At 50.0% G+C, this 19,438-nt stretch carries 16 protein-coding genes; 11 read left to right on the top strand and 5 right to left on the bottom strand.

The window, feature by feature from the left end; translation table 11 throughout:
* Positions 1–38: 38 nt before the first annotated feature.
* The 5 genes from ACYVGO_RS23170 to ACYVGO_RS23150 all read left to right on the top strand — a co-directional run bounded on the left by ACYVGO_RS23170 (position 39) and on the right by ACYVGO_RS23150 (position 5,794).
* Positions 39–1,067, top strand: a complete 1,029-nt coding sequence (locus ACYVGO_RS23170; RefSeq protein ID WP_460971444.1) for an alpha/beta hydrolase — start codon at positions 39–41, stop codon at positions 1,065–1,067.
* An 86-nt stretch (positions 1,068–1,153) separates the two neighbouring features.
* On the top strand, positions 1,154–2,269 hold the full coding sequence (locus ACYVGO_RS23165; RefSeq protein WP_460971297.1) for an alpha/beta hydrolase-fold protein: 1,116 nt from the start codon (positions 1,154–1,156) through the stop codon (positions 2,267–2,269).
* Positions 2,270–2,432: 163 nt separating this feature from the next.
* The gene (locus ACYVGO_RS23160) at positions 2,433–4,358 is read left to right on the top strand and encodes an alpha/beta hydrolase-fold protein (RefSeq protein ID WP_460971296.1); all 1,926 of its coding nucleotides are present in this window, start codon (positions 2,433–2,435) and stop codon (positions 4,356–4,358) included.
* A gap of 32 nt (positions 4,359–4,390) precedes the next feature.
* Positions 4,391–5,500, top strand: coding sequence for an endo-1,4-beta-xylanase (locus tag ACYVGO_RS23155; RefSeq protein WP_460971295.1), 1,110 nt, complete (start codon positions 4,391–4,393; stop codon positions 5,498–5,500).
* A gap of 117 nt (positions 5,501–5,617) precedes the next feature.
* Positions 5,618–5,794 carry a hypothetical protein gene (locus tag ACYVGO_RS23150; protein ID WP_460971293.1) on the top strand — a complete coding sequence of 59 codons (177 nt, stop codon included), beginning with the start codon at positions 5,618–5,620 and terminating at the stop codon, positions 5,792–5,794.
* Between the two features lie 24 nt (positions 5,795–5,818).
* Here ACYVGO_RS23150 and ACYVGO_RS23145 read toward each other — a convergent pair whose 3' ends face one another.
* On the bottom strand, positions 5,819–6,685 hold the full coding sequence (locus ACYVGO_RS23145) for a UbiA prenyltransferase family protein (protein ID WP_460971292.1): 867 nt from the start codon (positions 6,683–6,685) through the stop codon (positions 5,819–5,821).
* A 12-nt stretch (positions 6,686–6,697) separates the two neighbouring features.
* A complete protein-coding gene (locus ACYVGO_RS23140) occupies positions 6,698–6,850 on the bottom strand; it encodes a hypothetical protein (protein ID WP_460971291.1) in 153 nt (50 codons plus the stop codon).
* 225 nt (positions 6,851–7,075) lie between these two features.
* Here ACYVGO_RS23140 and ACYVGO_RS23135 point away from each other — a divergent pair, with 225 nt between their 5' ends.
* Complete coding sequence (locus ACYVGO_RS23135) at positions 7,076–8,032, top strand: amidohydrolase family protein (RefSeq protein WP_460971290.1); 957 nt, start codon at positions 7,076–7,078, stop codon at positions 8,030–8,032.
* Between the two features lie 171 nt (positions 8,033–8,203).
* Here the strand turns inward: ACYVGO_RS23135 and ACYVGO_RS23130 are convergent, their stop codons facing one another.
* From ACYVGO_RS23130 to ACYVGO_RS23120, 3 genes are all read right to left on the bottom strand, one after another.
* On the bottom strand, positions 8,204–9,406 hold the full coding sequence (locus tag ACYVGO_RS23130) for a glucuronyl esterase domain-containing protein (protein ID WP_460971289.1): 1,203 nt from the start codon (positions 9,404–9,406) through the stop codon (positions 8,204–8,206).
* Between the two features lie 191 nt (positions 9,407–9,597).
* The gene (locus ACYVGO_RS23125) at positions 9,598–9,807 is read right to left on the bottom strand and encodes a helix-turn-helix domain-containing protein (protein ID WP_142771755.1); all 210 of its coding nucleotides are present in this window, start codon (positions 9,805–9,807) and stop codon (positions 9,598–9,600) included.
* Positions 9,808–9,810: 3 nt separating this feature from the next.
* Positions 9,811–10,344, bottom strand: coding sequence for a DUF2975 domain-containing protein (locus ACYVGO_RS23120; RefSeq protein ID WP_460971287.1), 534 nt, complete (start codon positions 10,342–10,344; stop codon positions 9,811–9,813).
* Between the two features lie 290 nt (positions 10,345–10,634).
* Here ACYVGO_RS23120 and ACYVGO_RS23115 point away from each other — a divergent pair, with 290 nt between their 5' ends.
* From ACYVGO_RS23115 to ACYVGO_RS23095, 5 genes are all read left to right on the top strand, one after another.
* On the top strand, positions 10,635–11,216 hold the full coding sequence (locus ACYVGO_RS23115; protein WP_460971286.1) for an RNA polymerase sigma factor: 582 nt from the start codon (positions 10,635–10,637) through the stop codon (positions 11,214–11,216).
* Between the two features lie 95 nt (positions 11,217–11,311).
* Positions 11,312–12,322, top strand: a complete 1,011-nt coding sequence (locus tag ACYVGO_RS23110) for a FecR family protein (RefSeq protein ID WP_460971285.1) — start codon at positions 11,312–11,314, stop codon at positions 12,320–12,322.
* 145 nt (positions 12,323–12,467) lie between these two features.
* Positions 12,468–16,034, top strand: coding sequence for a TonB-dependent receptor (locus ACYVGO_RS23105; RefSeq protein WP_460971284.1), 3,567 nt, complete (start codon positions 12,468–12,470; stop codon positions 16,032–16,034).
* A gap of 21 nt (positions 16,035–16,055) precedes the next feature.
* Entirely contained in the window at positions 16,056–17,786 is a 1,731-nt protein-coding gene (locus tag ACYVGO_RS23100; protein ID WP_460971283.1) for a RagB/SusD family nutrient uptake outer membrane protein, read from the top strand.
* A 333-nt stretch (positions 17,787–18,119) separates the two neighbouring features.
* Positions 18,120–19,346, top strand: a complete 1,227-nt coding sequence (locus ACYVGO_RS23095) for a purple acid phosphatase family protein (protein WP_460971282.1) — start codon at positions 18,120–18,122, stop codon at positions 19,344–19,346.
* Positions 19,347–19,438 lie beyond the last annotated feature (92 nt).

Below are 19,438 nucleotides of genomic sequence, written 5' to 3'. Positions count from 1 at the left end.
TCACTCTTTATGTTAGCCTGTTGCTTTCGTCCCTGACGATGCTGGCCCAGCAACGACCACCAGCCATCAGTTCGCCCGATGTGCATCCCGACCACAGCATTACGTTCCGGTATTTCTCCCGAAACGCGAAAAAGGTGATGGTTTCCGGCGAGTTTTTGAAAGCGCCCGTTGCCATGACCAAAGATACCTCAGGCATCTGGAGCGTGACGGTGCCGCCAGTGAAGCCGGACATTTACCCGTATAGCTTTACCGTGGATAGCGTTCAACTGGCCGATCCCAGCAACACCTACATATTCGCCAACGAGCGGTTTAAGCGTAGCATCGTGGACATACCCGGCGATCAGCCCCTGGTGCATTCCTTGCAGAACGTACCCCACGGCAAGATCAGCTACCGCTATTATAAGTCCGGTACGTTGGGCACCACCCGTCAGTTGCTGGTGTACACCCCGCCTGGTTTCAACGCAAACAGCAAAACCAATTACCCGGTGCTGTATCTGATTCACGGCGGCTCCGACACCGAAGAAACCTGGACGAAAGTAGGTCGCGCTAACCTGATTGCGGATAACCTGATTGCGCAGGGCAAAGCTAAACCCATGCTCATCGTGATGCCTTACGGCAACGTTCGTCCGGCCCCCATGCCCGACTTTACCAAAGACATGATTAACGACATTGTTCCGTTTGTAGAAGCTAACTACCCCGTCATCAAGGAGAGTACAGGCCGGGCGGTGGCGGGCTTTTCGGTGGGGGGTGGCCAGACGCTCAACATCGGCCTGACCAACCCCTCTACGTTTGCTTACGTGTGCTCGTATGCGCCCTATACAGCCACCGACGAATTCAAAGCGAATTTTTCGAACTGGTCGCCCAATGCCGAACAGATGAACAAACAGCTGAAACTGTTTACGATCAGCGTCGGTACGGAAGACTTTTTGTATGAGCCGGTGAAGCAGAATATAGCGATGTTCAACGAGAAGAAAATCAACGTCAAACCACTCATCGTACCGGGTGGACATACCTGGATGAACTGCAAGCTGTACCTCGCCAACACGTTGCCGCAGCTTTTTAGGTGATGATTTTTTTTGTCGTTCATCGGAATGACAAAAACGCGCTGACAAGAACAAGATCAAAACCAATCACAATCAACCCCCTAAACCCAATGACTTTCAAAACACTAGCTGCATTCGTGGGAGCCACGTTAATCAGCGCAAGTAGTTATTCGCAAATGGCGTCGGCCATCGCGGAAGATTTTAAACCGTCCTCGCTCAACCAGCCGGGGCAGGAATACCCGCAGGTAAATTCGCAGGGTTACGCCCGGTTCCGGATACTGGCCCCCAAAGCCGATAGTGTCCGGGTGAGCCTGGGGCTGGGCGGACGGGGCGGAACCATCCTAACCAAAGGGGCCGACGGCTTCTGGACTGGCACGACGGAAGGCCCGATGGACGAAGGCTTTCATTACTATAACGTTAAGATCGACGGCGGGAAGTTCAACGATCCGGGTGCCCTGAATTACTACGGGTCCGTGCGTTGGGAAAGCGGCATTGAAATACCGGCCCATGATCAGGATTTTTATGCCCTGAAAGACGTACCTCATGGGAATGTGCAGCAGATTCTGTTCCCTTCTAAAAGCACCGGTACATCCCGCCGGGCGTTTGTGTACACGCCACCGGGCTACGAAAAAGATAAATCGAAAAAATACCCGGTGCTGTATCTGCAACACGGTTGGGGCGAAGACGAAACGGCCTGGAGCAATCAGGGGCACGCGAACCTGATTATGGATAACCTGATCGCCGACGGTAAAATCAAGCCGTTCATAATCGTGATGACTTATGGTATGACCAATGAAGTGAAATTTGGGAAGATCAGAGAATTCAAGATTGACCCCTTCCAGACGGTTCTCGTCGATGAACTGATTCCGTACGTGGATGCTAATTTCCGCAGCCTTGCCAACCGGGATAATCGGGCTATGGCGGGTCTGTCGATGGGGGGCATGGAAACCAAAATGATTACCCTCAATAAGCCGGATGTGTTTGGGTACTACGGCCTGCTCAGCGGTGGTCTATACACGCCAGACGACATCAACGGCAAGCCAAAGGCGAAGCTGATTTTCATTAGCTGCGGGAGCAAAGAAAAACCCGATGGGGTAACCAAAGCGGTGACTGACCTGAAAGGTGCCGGGTACAATGCCGTCTCGTACGTTTCAGAGAAAACGGGGCACGAATTTCAAACCTGGCGTCGGAGTCTGCACGAGCTTGCCCCGCTGCTGTTTAAGTAGGCAATTTGTCTACCCTTAAATAGGAAGGTTTTTTGTCATCCCGAGGAACGAGGGATCTTCGGGTGAGGCTGATAACACCTCCTGCTACCGAAGATCCCTCGTTCCTCGGGATGACAAAAAACCTCAAAAATTAATTGGTATTAACGAAAAACGATAGACACGAATGAAACGATTCGTATTTGTAGTGGCCGCCATCAGCCTGTTGAGCTTCGGCAGTTACGCCCAAAAAATCGAGAAAGAAGCGCCCAAAGGCTTCGATCAGGTACGCTCGGGCATTGCCACGGGTAAACTGGATTCGGTTCAGTATGCCTCAAAAACCGTTGGTACTACCCGGAAAGCACTGGTGTACACACCGCCGGGCTTCAATAAAAAGAAAAAATACCCGGTGCTGTATCTCCTGCACGGCATTGGGGGCGATGAAAAAGAATGGCTCAAGGGCGGGAATCCGCAGGTTATTCTGGACAATCTGTATGCCGAGGGCAAGCTGGAACCCATGATCGTAGTAATGCCCAACGGCCGCGCCATGAAAGACGACCGGGCGGTAGGTAATATCTTCGACAAAGACAAGGTCGAAGCCTTTGCCACTTTTGAAAAAGACCTGTTAACGGACCTCATACCGTTCATCGAGAAAAAATACCCCACCCTGACCGACCGCGAGCACCGCGCTATTGCCGGGCTGTCGATGGGAGGAGGGCAATCGTTGAATTTCGGGTTGGGCAATCTGGACAAGTTCGCCTGGGTGGGTGGGTTCTCGTCGGCTCCCAACACCAAGCGGCCTGAGGAACTGGTACCCAACCCCGAAGCCTCTAAAAAACAGTTGAAACTGCTCTGGATTTCCTGCGGAGATCAGGATGGGCTCATCAGCTTCAGCAAACGGACCCATGACTACCTCTACCAGCACGACGTGCCGCATATTTATTACATCGAGCCGGGCGTCCACGATTTCAAGGTTTGGAAAAATGGCCTGTACATGTTCTCACAGTTTTTGTTCAAGCCGGTCGATGGGGCCTCGTTGACTAAGTACAGCATTCTGGGAACGCCCGCAGCCACCAACGCCCGCAACGCCAAATACCCGCAAATTCTGCCCAACAACCGCGTGGTTTTCCGCGTCAAAGCGCCCGACGCCCAAAAAGTACAGGTCGATTTGGGTAAGAAATACGATATGGTGAAAGACACGAGTGGTTTCTGGACGGCCACCACCGATTCCATCAGCCGGGGTTTTCATTATTACTCGCTGCTGATCGACGGGGTAACCATTGCAGATCCGGCCAGTGAAGCCTTCTATGGCATGGGACGTATGGCCAGTGGCATCGAAATCCCAGACAAAGACGGCGGCTTTTACGCCATGAAGGACGTACCCCACGGCGACATTCGCATCAAACGCTACCTCTCCAAAGCCACCAACAGCTGGCGCGAAATGTACGTGTACACGCCACCGGGCTATGACAAATCGACCGAAAAATACCCGGTATTGTATCTGCTGCACGGCGGTGGCGAAGATCAGCGTGGCTGGGCGACGCAGGGTAAAACGGATATGATTCTGGATAACCTGATTGCCGACAACAAGGCCAAACCGATGATCATTGCCATGCTCGACGGCAACGTGGGCAATGCGGGTGGTCTGGCTGGTTTCAACGAAAACGTGTTGAAAGCCTTTGAAAACGAACTGAAACTAGGTGCGATTCCCTTTGTGGAAAGCAACTTCCGGGTCGAAGCCGACGCCAAGAGCCGGGCATTGGCGGGCCTGTCGATGGGTGGATTACAGACGTTGTATGCCGGTATCAAAAACAACGACCTGTTTTCGTCATTGGGCGTGTTCAGCTCGGGCTGGTTTGCCAACAACGCAAAACTATCTGATCCGCAGTATGACTTTATGAAAGCCAATGCCGCTACCATCAACTCAAATCTAAAACCGTTGTGGATTTCGATGGGAGGGAAGGAAGATATCGCCTACCAGAATTGCCAGGTGATGATGAAGAAGTTTGATGAACTAGGTGTCAAGTACCAATATAGCGAGTACGCCGGAGGCCATACGTGGCCGGTGTGGCGACACGATTTGTTCCAGTATGCGCAGGTGCTGTTCAGGTAAAAGAAAGACTCAACTAAAAATCGTTACTGCATATGCTACTGAAAAAACAGGCCATCGCCATCAGCACGATTGCACTTTTACATACGCTCAACCTGCCCAATGCCGCGTTCGCCCAATCGATTCCTTCGCTGAAAGACACGTTCAAAAAGGACTTTGGCATTGGCACGGCGCTGAATAACGCACAGATCGATGAGCGGGACCCTCAGATGACAGCCTTCATTGTGCGTCAGTTCAATAGGGCTACGCCGGAGAACATCATGAAGTCGGCACTGATTCATCCCGGCTGGGACACCTACAATTTCGAGATGGCGGACAAACTGGTTGCCTTCGGCCAGAAGCACAACATCAAAATCAACGGGCATACATTGGTCTGGCACAGTCAGTTGCCGTCGTTCATCCGGGGTATTCATAGTGCCGACTCCATCCGAACGTTTTTTACCAATCACATCAAAACCGTCGCTGGTCGCTACGAAGGGAAAGTGCTTTCATGGGATGTTGTCAATGAAGCGCTGAACGAAGATGGGACCATGCGAAAATCGGTGTTCCTGCAATACCTCGGCGATGATTTTGTCACGGAAGCGTTCCGGCTGGCCCAGCAGGCTGCCCCTAAAACGGAGCTGTACTATAACGATTATAACAACGAACAACCGGCCAAGCGGGCGGGCTGCATCGACCTTGTGAAAAAGATCAAGGCCGCCGGGGTACGTATCGACGGCGTAGGCATTCAGGGGCACTGGCACGTTGGCAAAATACCTCTGAAAGACATTGAAGAGAGCATCCTTCAGTATTCGGCTCTGGGGGTGAAGGTCATGTTTACCGAACTGGACATCGAAGTACTGCCCCGCAATTTTCAGGGCGCCGACGTCGGCCAGCGCATGACCGCTAACGCCCAGTCGAACCCGTACCCTGATGCCTTACCCGACAGTGTTCAAACCCAGCTGGCTGCTGATTACGAAGCTCTGTTTAAGTTGTTCCTCAAGCATAAAGACAAAGTCACCCGTGTAACGTTCTGGGGTGTAAACGATGGCAATAGCTGGTTGAACAACTGGCCCATACGCGGCCGAACCAGTTACCCGCTTCTCTTCGACCGGAACAGCCAACCTAAACCTGCTTTTGAAAAGGTGATTGCCCTGAAGAAATAAGGGTTCTGGGAGATCTGTTTGTAAATGTTGACGATCTTTCCAACTGCATTAATACAAAACCAGGAAGACATAGTTAATCCTGCAATAAATATACACAGCCCTATATGGGGTGGTCAAGTGCAACGCTGGAACGGCAATTATTACAATCCGGAAGGCGCATTGAATCAAAAAGAGGAGGTCGCGTATCTGCCCCATGTTGCCCGGTTAAGTGCCGATAGGAAAAGCGTCGCTGAGCTGGTTCGGGGGCAGATACTAGATGAGAATGGGAAACCCTTTCTGGTGAATCCGTTCTAGGTTAATTTTCTCATCTACAGTAGATTAGAAAGGAAAGCACGTCAGCAGAACGCCTGACAACATGAGTAAGCCATCGAAATAAATATAATAGATATAATCTGATGGCTGAGTTGCCATACGCTGTGCCGTTAGGCCCAACAGAATCATTGGGACACTCAGGCAAATAATAGTCCAGGTATGAAGACCTTGTTCGTATAAACTGACAACCGTTAGCCCAAAGCAGACGATGATACTGTAGAAAAACCAACGAATCTGATTTTCAGGCAGCATCGACGCCATTGTTAACCATCTGGATTGCCGATCAATGGCCCGGTCTCGATAATCGAACCAGAGGGCAATGCTATAAATAAACAAAAACCGATTCAGGAGCCAGATTCCAATAAATACCCAACCTGGTAATTCAAAAGGTTTTGCTACTATCAATGGGATGGCCGCTGTAACATAGGTCCACACCAGGGCAAGATAAACAGATTTTAAGACGGCAATGCGACGCAGGATGTTAAAGATTCTCCAGTCAATTTTGGGCGCGGTGTACAAAAACGTCAGGAAGACAACAGGTAATAAATCAAGTAAAAAAGGTCGTAAATAATTTAATAGCCAAAGACCTAATCCTGAAGTACAGATAAACAGGAGCAGTAACGTTGTCTTGTGATGTTGATTCCAGCGACCCCGGTTGGAATAATCTCCTGACGAATCAGTTAAATACCAATGTAGTGAGTAACTACCCAGCGTTCCCATAAATATGAACGAAAGGAAATACACAGGTAACGTAAATCGGAACAGATAAGCCGTGGTCTGGCACATGATGACCGCACAAACCGCAATGTACATATTGCTGAAGAGTACGAATTGAAGAAGATCGTCAGAAAATTTAGCGATTCGGTTAAGCATACCTAAAACAACTCAGAAGATCGGCGATGAAAATTTTGATGATCTTTTCGCGGTGCCGCACAAAAATCCGGTCACCTCATAGCCAAGTTCGCTGAGTTGCAGGGCGATGTTAGCCGCAATAATCAGGTTGTCCTCTACGACGAGCAACTTCACGGGGGTGTCCATGGCAGTAAGTGGGCTTTCGTCAAAAAAATAGGCCAAAGTAGCGAATCCGAAACGAAGTAAACTTAATTTTTAATAGTTGTGAAGATCAATGGTCTAATCAAGTGAAGCCATTCGGGAATGGGATGGTTAGTTACAGGCAGTAAACCTTTTTAAGTAGGAAAAGGGCTGGATTAATTTTACTAACAGGTTACCCCAAGTTTCTCTGGAACTACTAGTTTGCTGCCAATGAACCGTAGAGATTTTCTTGCCCTGACCACCAGTGCTTCCGCTGGGCTCCCCTTGTTGCAGTGGGGAGAAGATACCCCAATCCCAATTATTGACACACACATTCACCTGTTCGACACGACTCGCCCACAAGGTGTGCCCTGGCCGACCCCCAAAGACCGTCTTCTATACCAGCCCGCCCTTCCAGACCGCTATCGAAAGATAGCAGCGCCCCTCGGAATTGTGGGTGCAATTGCCGTGGAAGCCAGCCCCTGGCTTGAAGACAATCAGTGGGTACTTGATGTAGCTGCCAGGGATAAGATCATCGTTGGAACCGTGGGTAATCTGGAGCCGGGTAAGCCGGATTTCCGCCAACAGCTCGGACGCTTCCAACGTAATCCTTTGTTTCGCGGCATCCGGTACGGAAATCTTTGGGATCGGGATCTGCCTGGCCAACTGTCGAATCCTAAGGTTGTAGCGGATCTTGGATTTTTAGCCCAGGCAGGCCTTGTGTTGGATACGGCGAATCCGAATCCTGCTCTACTGGCGGCCATCGTGCGGGTCACGGATCAAGTACCAGCGCTGCGGGTAGTTATTGATCATCTTCCCCAAATGGCAACGCCGGCAGAGGCTGTGGCCCGGAAGGCTTACGAAGCCCATTTACAGGAATTGGGTAAGCGGCCTCAGGTTTATGTGAAGGTCTCGGAAGTGCTGCGTCGAGTGGACGGAAAAATTCCGCAGACACTCAGCTTCTACCGGGCACGATTGGATGAGATCTTTGGCATCTTCGGTGAAGATCGGGTGCTGTACGGGAGCGACTGGCCGAACAGCGATCAGTGGTTACCTGTTGACGTAGGGCTGAGCTTAGTGCGTGAATACGTCACGGCAAAAGGTAGACCCGTGGCCGAAAAGTACTTCTGGAAGAATTCAGTTGCTGCGTATCACTGGCGGAAGCGCGTTCCGTCACAGCCTGGGTAGCGCCAGTGATCAGCTAACCAAATCAGCTTCTTAAGTACTGAGACTTATTTAAATGAATAATGAATAATGAATAATGAATAATGAATAATGGGTGGTTAGTTGATTGATAATCAATGGCATGTTAGTATTAATTATTCATTTTACATTGTTCATTATCCATTGTTCATTTACTTACTTGTTGAAATGAACGGTGGCAAACTTTATGAAATTGTTCCAATCGTAGGCCGTTAAGTTATGCTCCCCTTCCCGAATATGATAGCCTAACGACGCGTTACTAATGGGTTGGTTTATACCTGGCGGATTAGCGGGGAGATTGGCGTCAATTCCGTATAACGTATACACACGGCTGGCAGTTTTCAACGATAAATAGGTTCCTCTGGGGTCAGCCCACAGATCCTTCGATGCATTGGTCACATACAGCGGTCTTGGGGCAATTGCGGCAAGCAGCATATGCTGATCTACGGGTAATGAATCTTCGTTGTTATTGAATTTTTTGTAATTTTTGGCAAACCAGTGCGGAAAAACGGTATTGATACGGCTGATCGTTTCGCCAAATCGCCTGCGGGATAAGGCCGCCCCGGTATTCCCCGAACAATTAGAAAAACACATGGCAAACCGTTGGTCCTCGGCAGCTGCCCACAGGGATGCTTTCCCACCACGGGAATGGCCAACAATAGCCACCTTTCTGGCGTCAATAGCTGGATCTTTTTCAAAATAATCCAGTACCCGGCTAGCTCCCCAGGCCCAGGCGCCAATGGCCCGCATGCCGTTAGCAGCGGTTACTTGCTCGGGGTAAAGCTGAAGCACGCCATTTACATACCTGGCCGTATCATCAGGAGCCAGATCGCTAACATGAAAAGCTGCAATGGCATACCCACTGTCGATTGCCATTTCGGCTGGCCAGAAATCGCTTTTATGGGCTCGGGTGGGGTCCGTATTTTCTTTCCCCCGGTTGTTAATCAGCAGGAAAACCGGCGCTGGTACCTTTAACTTAGTCGGCACAAAAAGAACAAGGTTTATTTTTACCAGCTTCTGGTTATGAACCACCTCAATCAATACTTCTTTCAGCGTTGCTTTGCCAGCCATGGCGCTGGCAGTTTCACGGGTTACCGAGTAGGTAAGGCGGTCAACGGCTTTGGGCATCTGGCCGTATACATTTTCTTCAAACAGTTTAATGATTTCGGGCCGTCTTACCTGTTCCCATGTTGTCTTCGTACGAACGTCCAGATTAGCGGTTGTTTTTAAAACGTCCGGTAAGGTATAAGCCGGTACTTTTGATTCATCATAATTTGCCTCCCCCGTATGTTGGGCCTGTAGCTTGAGTAGAGCACCCAAAAAGAGGAAGAACAGGACAAAACGTCGTACGTATAGCATGAGAAGGGTTTACTGAAAAAATGACTTACGCTTAGTTATATCCTGCGAGGGAGTATTGACAGGTACTCAAATGTACGATCTCAACGCCAATTTGAATCAGGTCTGATTCAGATGAACGCCTTGATTGCAGGAGAGGTAACGATTTAATCCCTGGCCATCCCAATCAGTCGTATCGGTAATGTGACTTGACCTCAGGGCTCGTTCACATACTCCAGCAAATCACCTGGCTGGCAGTCCAATGCTTTACAAATGACCTCGAGGGTCGTAAATCGTATGGCTTTGGCTTTCCCGGTTTTGAGTACCGAAAGATTGGCCAGGGTGATGTCTACTTTTTCTGATAATTCATTCAATGACATTTTACGCTTGGCCATCATCACGTCCAGGTTTACAGTAATCGGCATGAGTTATACAGTTAATTCATTTTCTGATTGAATTTCCACACCACGTTTAAAGACTTGCGAGATAATGAACACCAGGCCAGCCATAAATAAGAAGTTGTCAGTGGCCCCGCTGTCAAAAATCTCGCCGGTTCGTTTTAGTAACCAGGAGGTGTAGGCATTGCTCAACAGGCCGACAATCCAGGTTCCGAATAAGACATAGCTGACCTTTTCGAGGATATTCGCTACTTCTATTTTGAAGGGGTTCGCCAGGGTTATCTTTGATAAGATCCTGGTTACCAGATAAAAGACGTGTGCTTTCATCATCAAAATCACAACCATGAAGGAGACAAGGCAGACATAGTAGCCGAAGTTTAATTGTCGGAGGCTGTCCAGATCTAGGCCCTTGTAAAGGTTTTTGGCGGCCTCGGGATTTACAAAGCTTACACCAAAGGAAATCAGAATGGCACCCGTTTTTATACAAAGCCCAATATAGGCTATCCAGGTAATGATTTGCATCACACTCAGGATCTGACTTGTGTTTGTTGGTTTGAGTTTCATTTTATTGATTTTGGCTAATTTTTGATCAAATATAGATAATTATTTATTGATAAACGATAAAAATAAAAAAATAATGAGTTGCCCTTACTTAGAGCAGCTGCTGCTAGGATTGAAATATATGACAGCGTGGGTTGCCTCATCTCGGATGGCAGACGCGAACGAGTAGGATGATTGGTTGCAAGGGACCTGCTGAAAAAACAGAAATAAGGCCGGTGCAAGCCTGCGATAATTCACAAAAGCTTAATGTACGTTTGGCTGTTTAGTGCGCCACCCATGCCAATTTTGTGGCTATGTCTGAGCAAGCGCTGAGTGACGACGAACTAGTAGCCCTGCTTCGTTATGACAACGAGGAGGCATTCCAAACGCTGTACAAACGCCATTGGTACGACTTTTTTGCAATGGCCAACCGCAAACTCCGCGATGAAGACCTGGCCGCCGATGTTGCCCAGGAATTGTTTCTCCGGCTCTGGCAAAAGCGCAAAACACTGCTGGTCAGTAACCTGAAGGCCTATCTCACCACGTCTCTCAAACACCTGATTATTGACCACGTTCGCACCCAATTACACGGCGAACAGTATGCCAGCCACTTCCTCTATACCGCGCCCATTGGTACCCTCGATACGGCCAATACGGTTCAGTTTACTGAACTCACCGAATCGCTCAATCAGGCGTTGTTGCAGTTACCCGACAAAACGCGCGAAGTGTTTATCCTGAATCGCTTCGAACAACTACCCATTCGCGAAATTGCCCTCCGGCTTGGTCTCTCCGAAAAAGCCATTGAATACCACCTGGCCCGCTCCCTTACCTTCCTGCGGGCTCACCTGCACGATTACGCTACGGCCGTTGTGCTGACCCTTGTGCTGGGTCGTTAACAAAAGCATAACATTGGGAGCTTAGGGAATTTTTCGACTTGATCGTCTCTCTTACTGAAGGCGGTTCAACAACAGGGCTGCTGCCAACTGATTCCATGGACCCATTACAACTCCGGGCCTTATTGACCAAATACCAAAACGGCGACGCATCCGCCAGCGAACGGGCGCAGGTTGACGCCTGGTACGACGCGCTGGATGCTGAAACTGAATTGACCCGAGCGGCTTCCGATAAGCAGACGTTTATCGAACGCCACTGGCAACAGGTAGCCGGACAAATCAGTCCGTCGAATACCATTAGGCCGATGCCCACCGTCGTTTATCGCCTGGCTGCTGCGGCTGTTGTTGTATTGGGGATTGGATTGGGGTGGTACTTTCTGATGAATCCGGCGCGCGAAGCGGATTCCGCTCGCCTGACTGCGCAGACAGGCAAGCGGGAGTTGGTGAGCAAAACAAATGAGTCCAGCCAACCACTTCGGGTAGCGCTATCCGATGGTAGTATCATTACACTAAAGCCAGGCAGTCATGTACAGTACCCTCCGAGGTTTACTGGCAATCGGCGGGAGGTTCAGTTGGTGGGGGAGGCATTTTTTGAGGTCACTAAAAATCCGGAGCGTCCGTTTATTGTCTATGCCAATGGGCTGGTTACGAAGGTGCTGGGAACGAGTTTTACCATTGTGGCCGATGCCGGTAAGCCCACCGCCGAGGTAGTGGTTCGAACGGGTCGGGTGGCCGTTTACCGACAAACGGATAAACAGGAAAACGAGTCCGATCTGGTGCTGAAACCCAATGAGAAGGCGACCTTTTTTCGGACTGACAGCCGCCTTGTGAAATCGCTGGCCGACCATCCCATCGTACTACGGCCAGCGGCTATTAAAACGCATTTTGTATTCGACGATACGCCCGTTGCCAGGGTGTTTCGGGAGTTGGACGATGTGTATGGCATACATATCTCCTTCGACGAGCAGGCACTCGTCAATTGCACGCTAACGGCCAATCTGGCTAATCAACCCCTATCGGCCCAACTGGATATGATTTGCTTATCCATTGGGGCTACCTACCAAATTAACGGTACCCGTATCCAAGTCAGCAGTCGGGGCTGTCCTTAAAAACCGAGAACTACTCAATCAATTAAGTAAATGAACAATGTAAAATGAATAATGATCAATGGGTTGTCTATTGATTACCAGCGACCTAATTATTCATTTCACATTGTTCATTATTCATTTAAATAAGTCCAATTACTTACATTGTATGAAACGTTTACTTTCGCTAGTGTTCAGCATCCTGCTGAGCGGTAGTCTAGTCCAGGCTGTGCCCATTTCGGCGCAGGACCTGATGAACCGGTCCGTTTCCATTACCATAGAAGGGGAGACGGTACGGACTGTGTTACAGCAACTCGAGAAGGCTGTCGATGTGCGATTTGTGTACAGTCCCCGCGTAATTGGGGCCGATAAACGCATCTCCATCAGCGCACGCAACGAACGCCTGGCCAGTGTGCTCCAGCGGTTATTTACCTCGCTGGATGTGGCCTGGGAGGTTGTAAACGGGCAGATTATCCTGAAAAAGGTCAATGCCCAAACGAGCCTGTTGTCTGTGCCCGTTTTCCGAATCAACGTACCCGTAGTGTTTGAACAACCCCGGCGACTGTTGTCGGGCGTGGTCAACGATTTCGCGAGTAACCAGCCGTTGCCGGGGGTGAGCATTATTGTGAAAGGCACCACAAGAGGCACCACTACCGATGCCGACGGTCGTTTTTCGCTCAACATCCCCGACACGGGCGACAATCTGACCCTTTCGTTTTCCTTCATTGGGTACGAAACGCTGGAGGTGCCGGTGAAGACGAACCAGACAGCCCTCAACGTAGCCCTAAAAGAAACCCATAACTCACTGAGTGAAGTCGTGGTGGTGGGCTACGGAACGCAAAAGAAGGTAAACCTGACCGGGGCGGTTACGCAGGTGCTGGCCAAAGAGCTGGAAAACCGACCCCTGAACAATATGTCCCAGATTCTTCAGGGCATGGTGCCCAACCTGAACATTACGTTCAGTACGGGCCAGCCAGGGCAGGGCGGAAACCTGAACGTTCGTGGCGAAACGTCCATCAACGGGGGCGGGCCGCTGGTGCTGATCGATGGGATTCCAGGCGATATCAACCGGATCAATCCCGCCGATGTGGAATCGGTATCGGTCCTGAAAGATGCGGCTGCTTCGGCCATTTATGGCGCGCGGGGTGCCTTCGGCGTTATTCTGGTAACGACCAAAACAGCCAAGAATGGTAAAACAACCATCTCGTACAGCAACAACTTCGGCTGGTCGGCTCCCACCGTCAGTACTAAATTTCTGACCAATGGGTACGAGTATGTCCGGATGAATGACGAAGCGTTTACCCGGGCTACCGGCAATAGCTACACGCGGTATTCGGAAGAAGATTACAAAGAACTGGAAGCCCGTCGGTACGATAAAGTTGAGAATCCGGCCCGCCCCTGGACCGTGGTTAAGAATGTAAATGGCAAAGACATTTACAATTATTACGGCAATTACGATTGGTGGAACACGCTCTTCAACACCACCGAGCCGTCCAAACAGCACAACATCAACTTGTCGGGTGGAACGGATAAGGTGAATTACTTCCTGTCGGGGTCGATTTTTGAGAAGGACGGGATCATGAAAATCAATACGGATAAATTCACGTCCTACACGCTGCGCAGCAAGATCAATGCGCAACTGACGCCCTGGCTCAAAGTGGGGAGTAATATCCAGTACTTCGATTCCAGATACACCTATCCGGGTCTGGAAGGCGGTGCCAACGCCAATTTCGTTGGTATCACGGTGCACGCGTTGCCCGCCTACGCCCCCACGAATCCAGATGGCACGGCCACCTATAATACGCTGAAAAACAATTACTCCATTGGCGATGGCTTATACGCGAACCTGTTGAAAGGTGTAGCCGGTGGGGAGAAAAAAGTACACGAGTTGACGGCCATTAATTCGGTTACTATTGATTTTACCAAGAACTGGAATCTGGTCGCCAATTACTCTTATTCCTTTTATATCGCTGATGACTGGTACCGTTCTGCCGTGGCGCAGTACTCCATTCAGCCGGGCATCCTGGCCACGGTGCCTAACTACAATACCGATCAGTACCGAAAAACCATGTGGTTTGATCCCACGAACGTAACCAACCTGTACTCATCGTATAACCAGACATTTGGCAAGCACTATGTTGGGGCCACGGCTGGGATCAACTACGAGTCCCGGAAGCACCAGCGCCTATTTGGCGCCCGGAAAAATCTGCTCTCCGAAAGTCTCAACGATCTGAACCTGGGTACCGGCGAACAGCTCTCTTCCGGGGATTCGTATCAGTACTCGTTGTTTGGCGCGTTCTATCGCCTGAATTATGACTACGTCGGCAAGTATCTGCTGGAGGTGAATGGCCGCTACGACGGAACGTCCCGCTTTGGTGAAGGTCGGCGTTACGGTTTCTTTCCGTCAGTTTCGGCCGGCTGGCGGCTTAGTGAAGAAAGTTTCTTCGAGCCCCTCAAACACGTTGTGGACAACCTGAAAATCAGGGCTTCGTATGGTACGCTGGGGAACCAGTTACCGTCCAATACCAACTCGGCCAGCTTTTACCCTTATATCCCCATCATGCCAACGGCTCAATCGAGCTGGATAACCAACGGGCAAAAGCTGACGTATGTCAATAACCCCAACCCGATTTCGCCCGATCTTACCTGGGAAAAAGCCACCACGTCCAACCTGGGTCTGGATGCGGGTTTGTTGAAAAATCGGCTGAATTTATCCCTGGATGCCTATATCCGGAATACAACGGGCATGCTGGTGCCGGGTCAAGTGCTGCCATCGGTGTATGGCGCAACCGTGCCCACCAAAAACGCCGGTGATTTGCAAACCAAAGGGTTCGAACTCTCCATCGGCTGGCGCGATCAGGTTAAAGTGGCAGGTAAAGCCCTGGCGTACAATGCCTCCTTTATTCTCTCCGATTCTAAATCGACCATCACTAAATACGATAACCCGAATAAAATCCTGTCGAGCCGCTATGAGGGCCAGACGATTGGCGACATCTGGGGCTATTCGATTGCGGGCTTCTTTAAAACCAACGAGGAAGCACAGGCTTATACCGTCGATCAAACCATTGTCAATAAGCAACGCCTGAGCGCTCCCGGCGACTGGAGCAAATTGCAGGCCGGTGATCTTAAGTTTATCGATGTCGATGGCAATGGTAAAATAGATCAGGGTGCCAATACGCTGGCGAATCATGGCGACCTGAAAGTGATTGGGAATGACCGTGCCCGCTATCGGTATGGCATCAATCTTGGCGCTACCTGGAATGGAATAGATGTATCGGTGCTGGCGCAGGGTATTTTACGGAAGAACTGGTACCCGGGCAACAATGCCGATAAATTCTGGGGGCCGTATTCACGGCCGTATTATTCGTTCATTCCCGAGAATTTTGAAGCCGATGTCTGGACGCCCACCAATACCGATGCGTATTTTCCGGTCCTGAGAGGCTATACTGCCCTGAATGGCGGTGGGGATTTGAACGCCCCCAATGACCGGTACATCCAGAATGTAGGGTATCTGCGTCTGAAAAATGTGGTGATCGGCTACACCTTTCCCGAAAGTCTCACCAAGAAAATCTGGATACCCAGAGCCCGTATTTACGTCAGTGGCGAAAATCTGCTGACCTACACGCCCCTTCGCTCCAAATACATTGACCCTGAGCAACTGGATGGCGATGCCACCAACGGCAGAACGTACCCCTTATCGAAAACAATTTCTGCTGGCCTGAACATCACGTTCTAAACTGATTTACTCCGTAAGTAGATGAAAAAAATACTAAGTCTCCTGGCCGTAGCCATTGGTCTGGCCGCCTGCGATCTGAACCTGGTACCTCAGGATGCCATTTCGCCGGAAACGTTTTTCAAGACTGAAAATGACCTCCTGCTCTATACAAATTCGTTTTACAACGCCCTGCCTTCTGCCGAGGATGTGTATAATGAGGACGTAGACAATGTGGTGAAGAATAGCCTTCGCGACGAATTACAGGGAACGCGCGTTGTACCCACCAGTGGGGGAGGCTGGAGCTGGACTCCGTTACGAAATATCAACTATTTTCTGGCCAACTCAGCGAAATGTCCCGATGCTAAAGCGGTCGCCAAATACAATGGATTGGCCCGTTTCTTTCGCGCCTACTTTTACTTTGGGATGGTAAAACGGTTTGGCGATGTGCCCTGGTATTCGAAAACGATTGAGGTATCGGATCAGGACATGCTGACCAAAGCGCGCGATCCCCGTACGATAGTTATGGACTCGGTTATGGCGGATATCGATTACGCTATTGCCAACCTCGATGGCTCCCGACAGGTGAACACCATTACCAAATGGACCGCCCTTGCCCTGAAGTCCAGAATGGCTTTATACGAAGGAACCTTTCGGAAGTACCATCCCGAATTCAATCTGCCGGGAGCCGATAAATTTCTGGATGAATGCATTGCCGCATCGGAGAATCTAATGACGAACAGTGGGTATACGATCTACAAAGCCACGCCAGCTACGGCCTACGGCAAACTGTTCTCGTCCGACAATGCCATTCCCGATGAAGTTATTCTGGCGCGGGATTTCAGCGATGAATTGCAGGTTTATCATAACCTGAACTACTACACCATGACGGCATCGTACGGAAAGCCCGGTCTGGAGAAGAAGTTGGTAAACAGCTACTTAATGGCCGATGGGTCGCGGTTCACGGATATCAAGGGGTACGAAACCATGCAGTTTTATGAGGAAGTACAAAACCGCGATCCCCGGTTGTCGCAAACCATCCGAACACCAGGCTATACCCGGATTGGTGAAACTGCCCAGTTGACTCCGGAGTTTGGTGCGACGGTGACGGGCTATCAACTGATCAAGTTCGTATCGGCTCCAAAGTGGGATACCTTCAGCAAGGACATTACCGACATGCCCATTTTTCGGTATGCCGAAGTGCTCCTGAATTTCGCGGAGGCCAAAGCCGAACGCGGCACCTTAACCCAGGCCGATCTGGACCGATCCACCAAACTTACCCGCGACCGGGTGGGCATGCCCAATATCAATCTGACTACTGCCAACGCAAACCCCGATCCGTATCAGGCGCAACAGTACACCCAGTTAAGCGGGAGTAATACAGGCGTAATTCTGGAAATTCGGCGGGAACGGCGCGTTGAACTGGTCATGGAAAATTTCTTCCGCTGGGATGATATCATTCGCTGGAAGGAAGGCCAACTGCTAACCAAAACCTTCAAGGGTATGTATTTTCCGGGTCCCGGAAATTACGATCTGGACAAAAATGGGAAAGTCGATCTGGTTATCTACGAGGGAACGAAGCCAGCCGTAGCGGGTGCGCAGTTTCTCAAATTGGGTAGCGAAATACTGCTGGAAAATGGCAACAGAGGGGGCAATATCGTCGTGAACGGACACATCAACAAGAAATTCAACGAAGCCCGTGATTACCTGTATCCCATTCCCACCCAGGAGCGTTTACTGAACCCCAAACTGACGCAGAATCCAAACTGGGAGTAATCAGCTCAGTAAAACCACTTTCGTATAGAATTATAAGTATCCAGTTTGTGGGTTTACCTGCAAACTGGATATAGTTAACCAGGTTCCCGTTCACGCTTATGTTCCCTGTTCTCGCTCGGCTTTGCCGAGTGAGGGGTATTTTTTTTACGGCCTCTGGCCGGCGAATTATATCCAAAACGGGCCAGAGGCCCTTGAACTAATACCCCTCACTCGGCATAGCCAAGCGAGAACGGGGAACATAAGCCTCTGATACGACAACCGATTTTTGATTTCACCCCATCCCATATCTACCTTAGTTATTAACTGCCAACTCCCTTAACCTCTTCATATACCATGCTTTCGGATAGACGATTGTTTCTTGAAAAAATGGCGCAGCTTGGCACGCTTAGCCTGATGCCTATTGCGCCAAGTTTAGCGAATGACGCAGTTGCCGCACCAGTGGAAGAGAAAAATCAGTTCGTGGCGGGGCCTTATCTTCAGAACATGGGTACGCATGAGGTGACAATCATGTGGATTACGCACAAAAACTGCTTCAGTTGGGTTGAATATGGGGTCGGAACCTATACCAGTAAGCGGGAATTTGGCTATAATAATGGGTTGATCGAAGCCAATAACCGCATTAATAAAATTACGCTGTCGGGCCTGAATCCGGGTACCGATCACAAATACAAGATCGTTTCGACCGAGATCCTGGGCTACAAAGGCTCGAAGGTTGAGTTTGGGGAGACCATTAGCAGCCCGCTGTACGGCTTTAAAACACCGGCCGAAAGTGAAGAGGAATTCAGGATGGTGGTGTTCAACGATATTCACGATCGGCCGCAGATCATCCCTCAACTGCTTTACCGACACGGCTATACGGGCAACAAACGGGACTATGATTTCGTCGTGTTCAACGGCGACTGCTTCGATTGGGTTACCGACGAAAGTCAGGTCATCGATCACCTGATTAAACCGTCGGTCGATATTTTTGCGGCCGAACTTCCCTTCATTCTGACGCAGGGGAATCATGAATGCCGGGGCAGTTTTTCCCGACATCTGCCCGCCTACTTTGCTTATCCTGACGAGAAGTACTATTATGCATTTACCCGTGGACCAGTCCGGTTCGTTATCCTGGACTCGGGCGAGGATAAAGGCGATGATAGCGTTGAATATGGTGGCTTGTCGGCCTTTGATCGGTACCGGGAAACGCAGAAAAAGTGGCTGGAAAAGGAAATTGACAGCGCCGAGTTTAAAAAAGCGCCCTTCCGAATTGTTCTGATTCATATCTCGCCCTACCATTCCGGCGACTGGCATGGACCGATGCACGGTCGTGAAGTGTTCGGGCCGTTGTTGAACAAAGCCAAAATCGATCTTCAGATTTCGGGGCATACGCATCGCTATGGCACGCACGATCCTGATGCAATGCATAATTACCCCATCGTTATTGGGGGTGGGCCGCTGGAAGGCAACCGGACGTTGATCAAGCTACACGCTACGGCCAAAGAACTGAATCTGAAAATGATTCGCGACGATGGGGAAGTGGTCGGCAAGTATGTAATTCCCAAAAAGGCGAGGGCATAAATAAAAATGCAAAACTTAGTAAACACAGAGCCACGGAGAACACAGAGAAATCCCCAAAATCAATACCTTAAATCTCTGCGTTCTCCGTGGCT

This window comes from Spirosoma migulaei (assembly GCF_054776855.1).
This window is presented reverse-complemented; position numbering and strand designations above follow the sequence as displayed.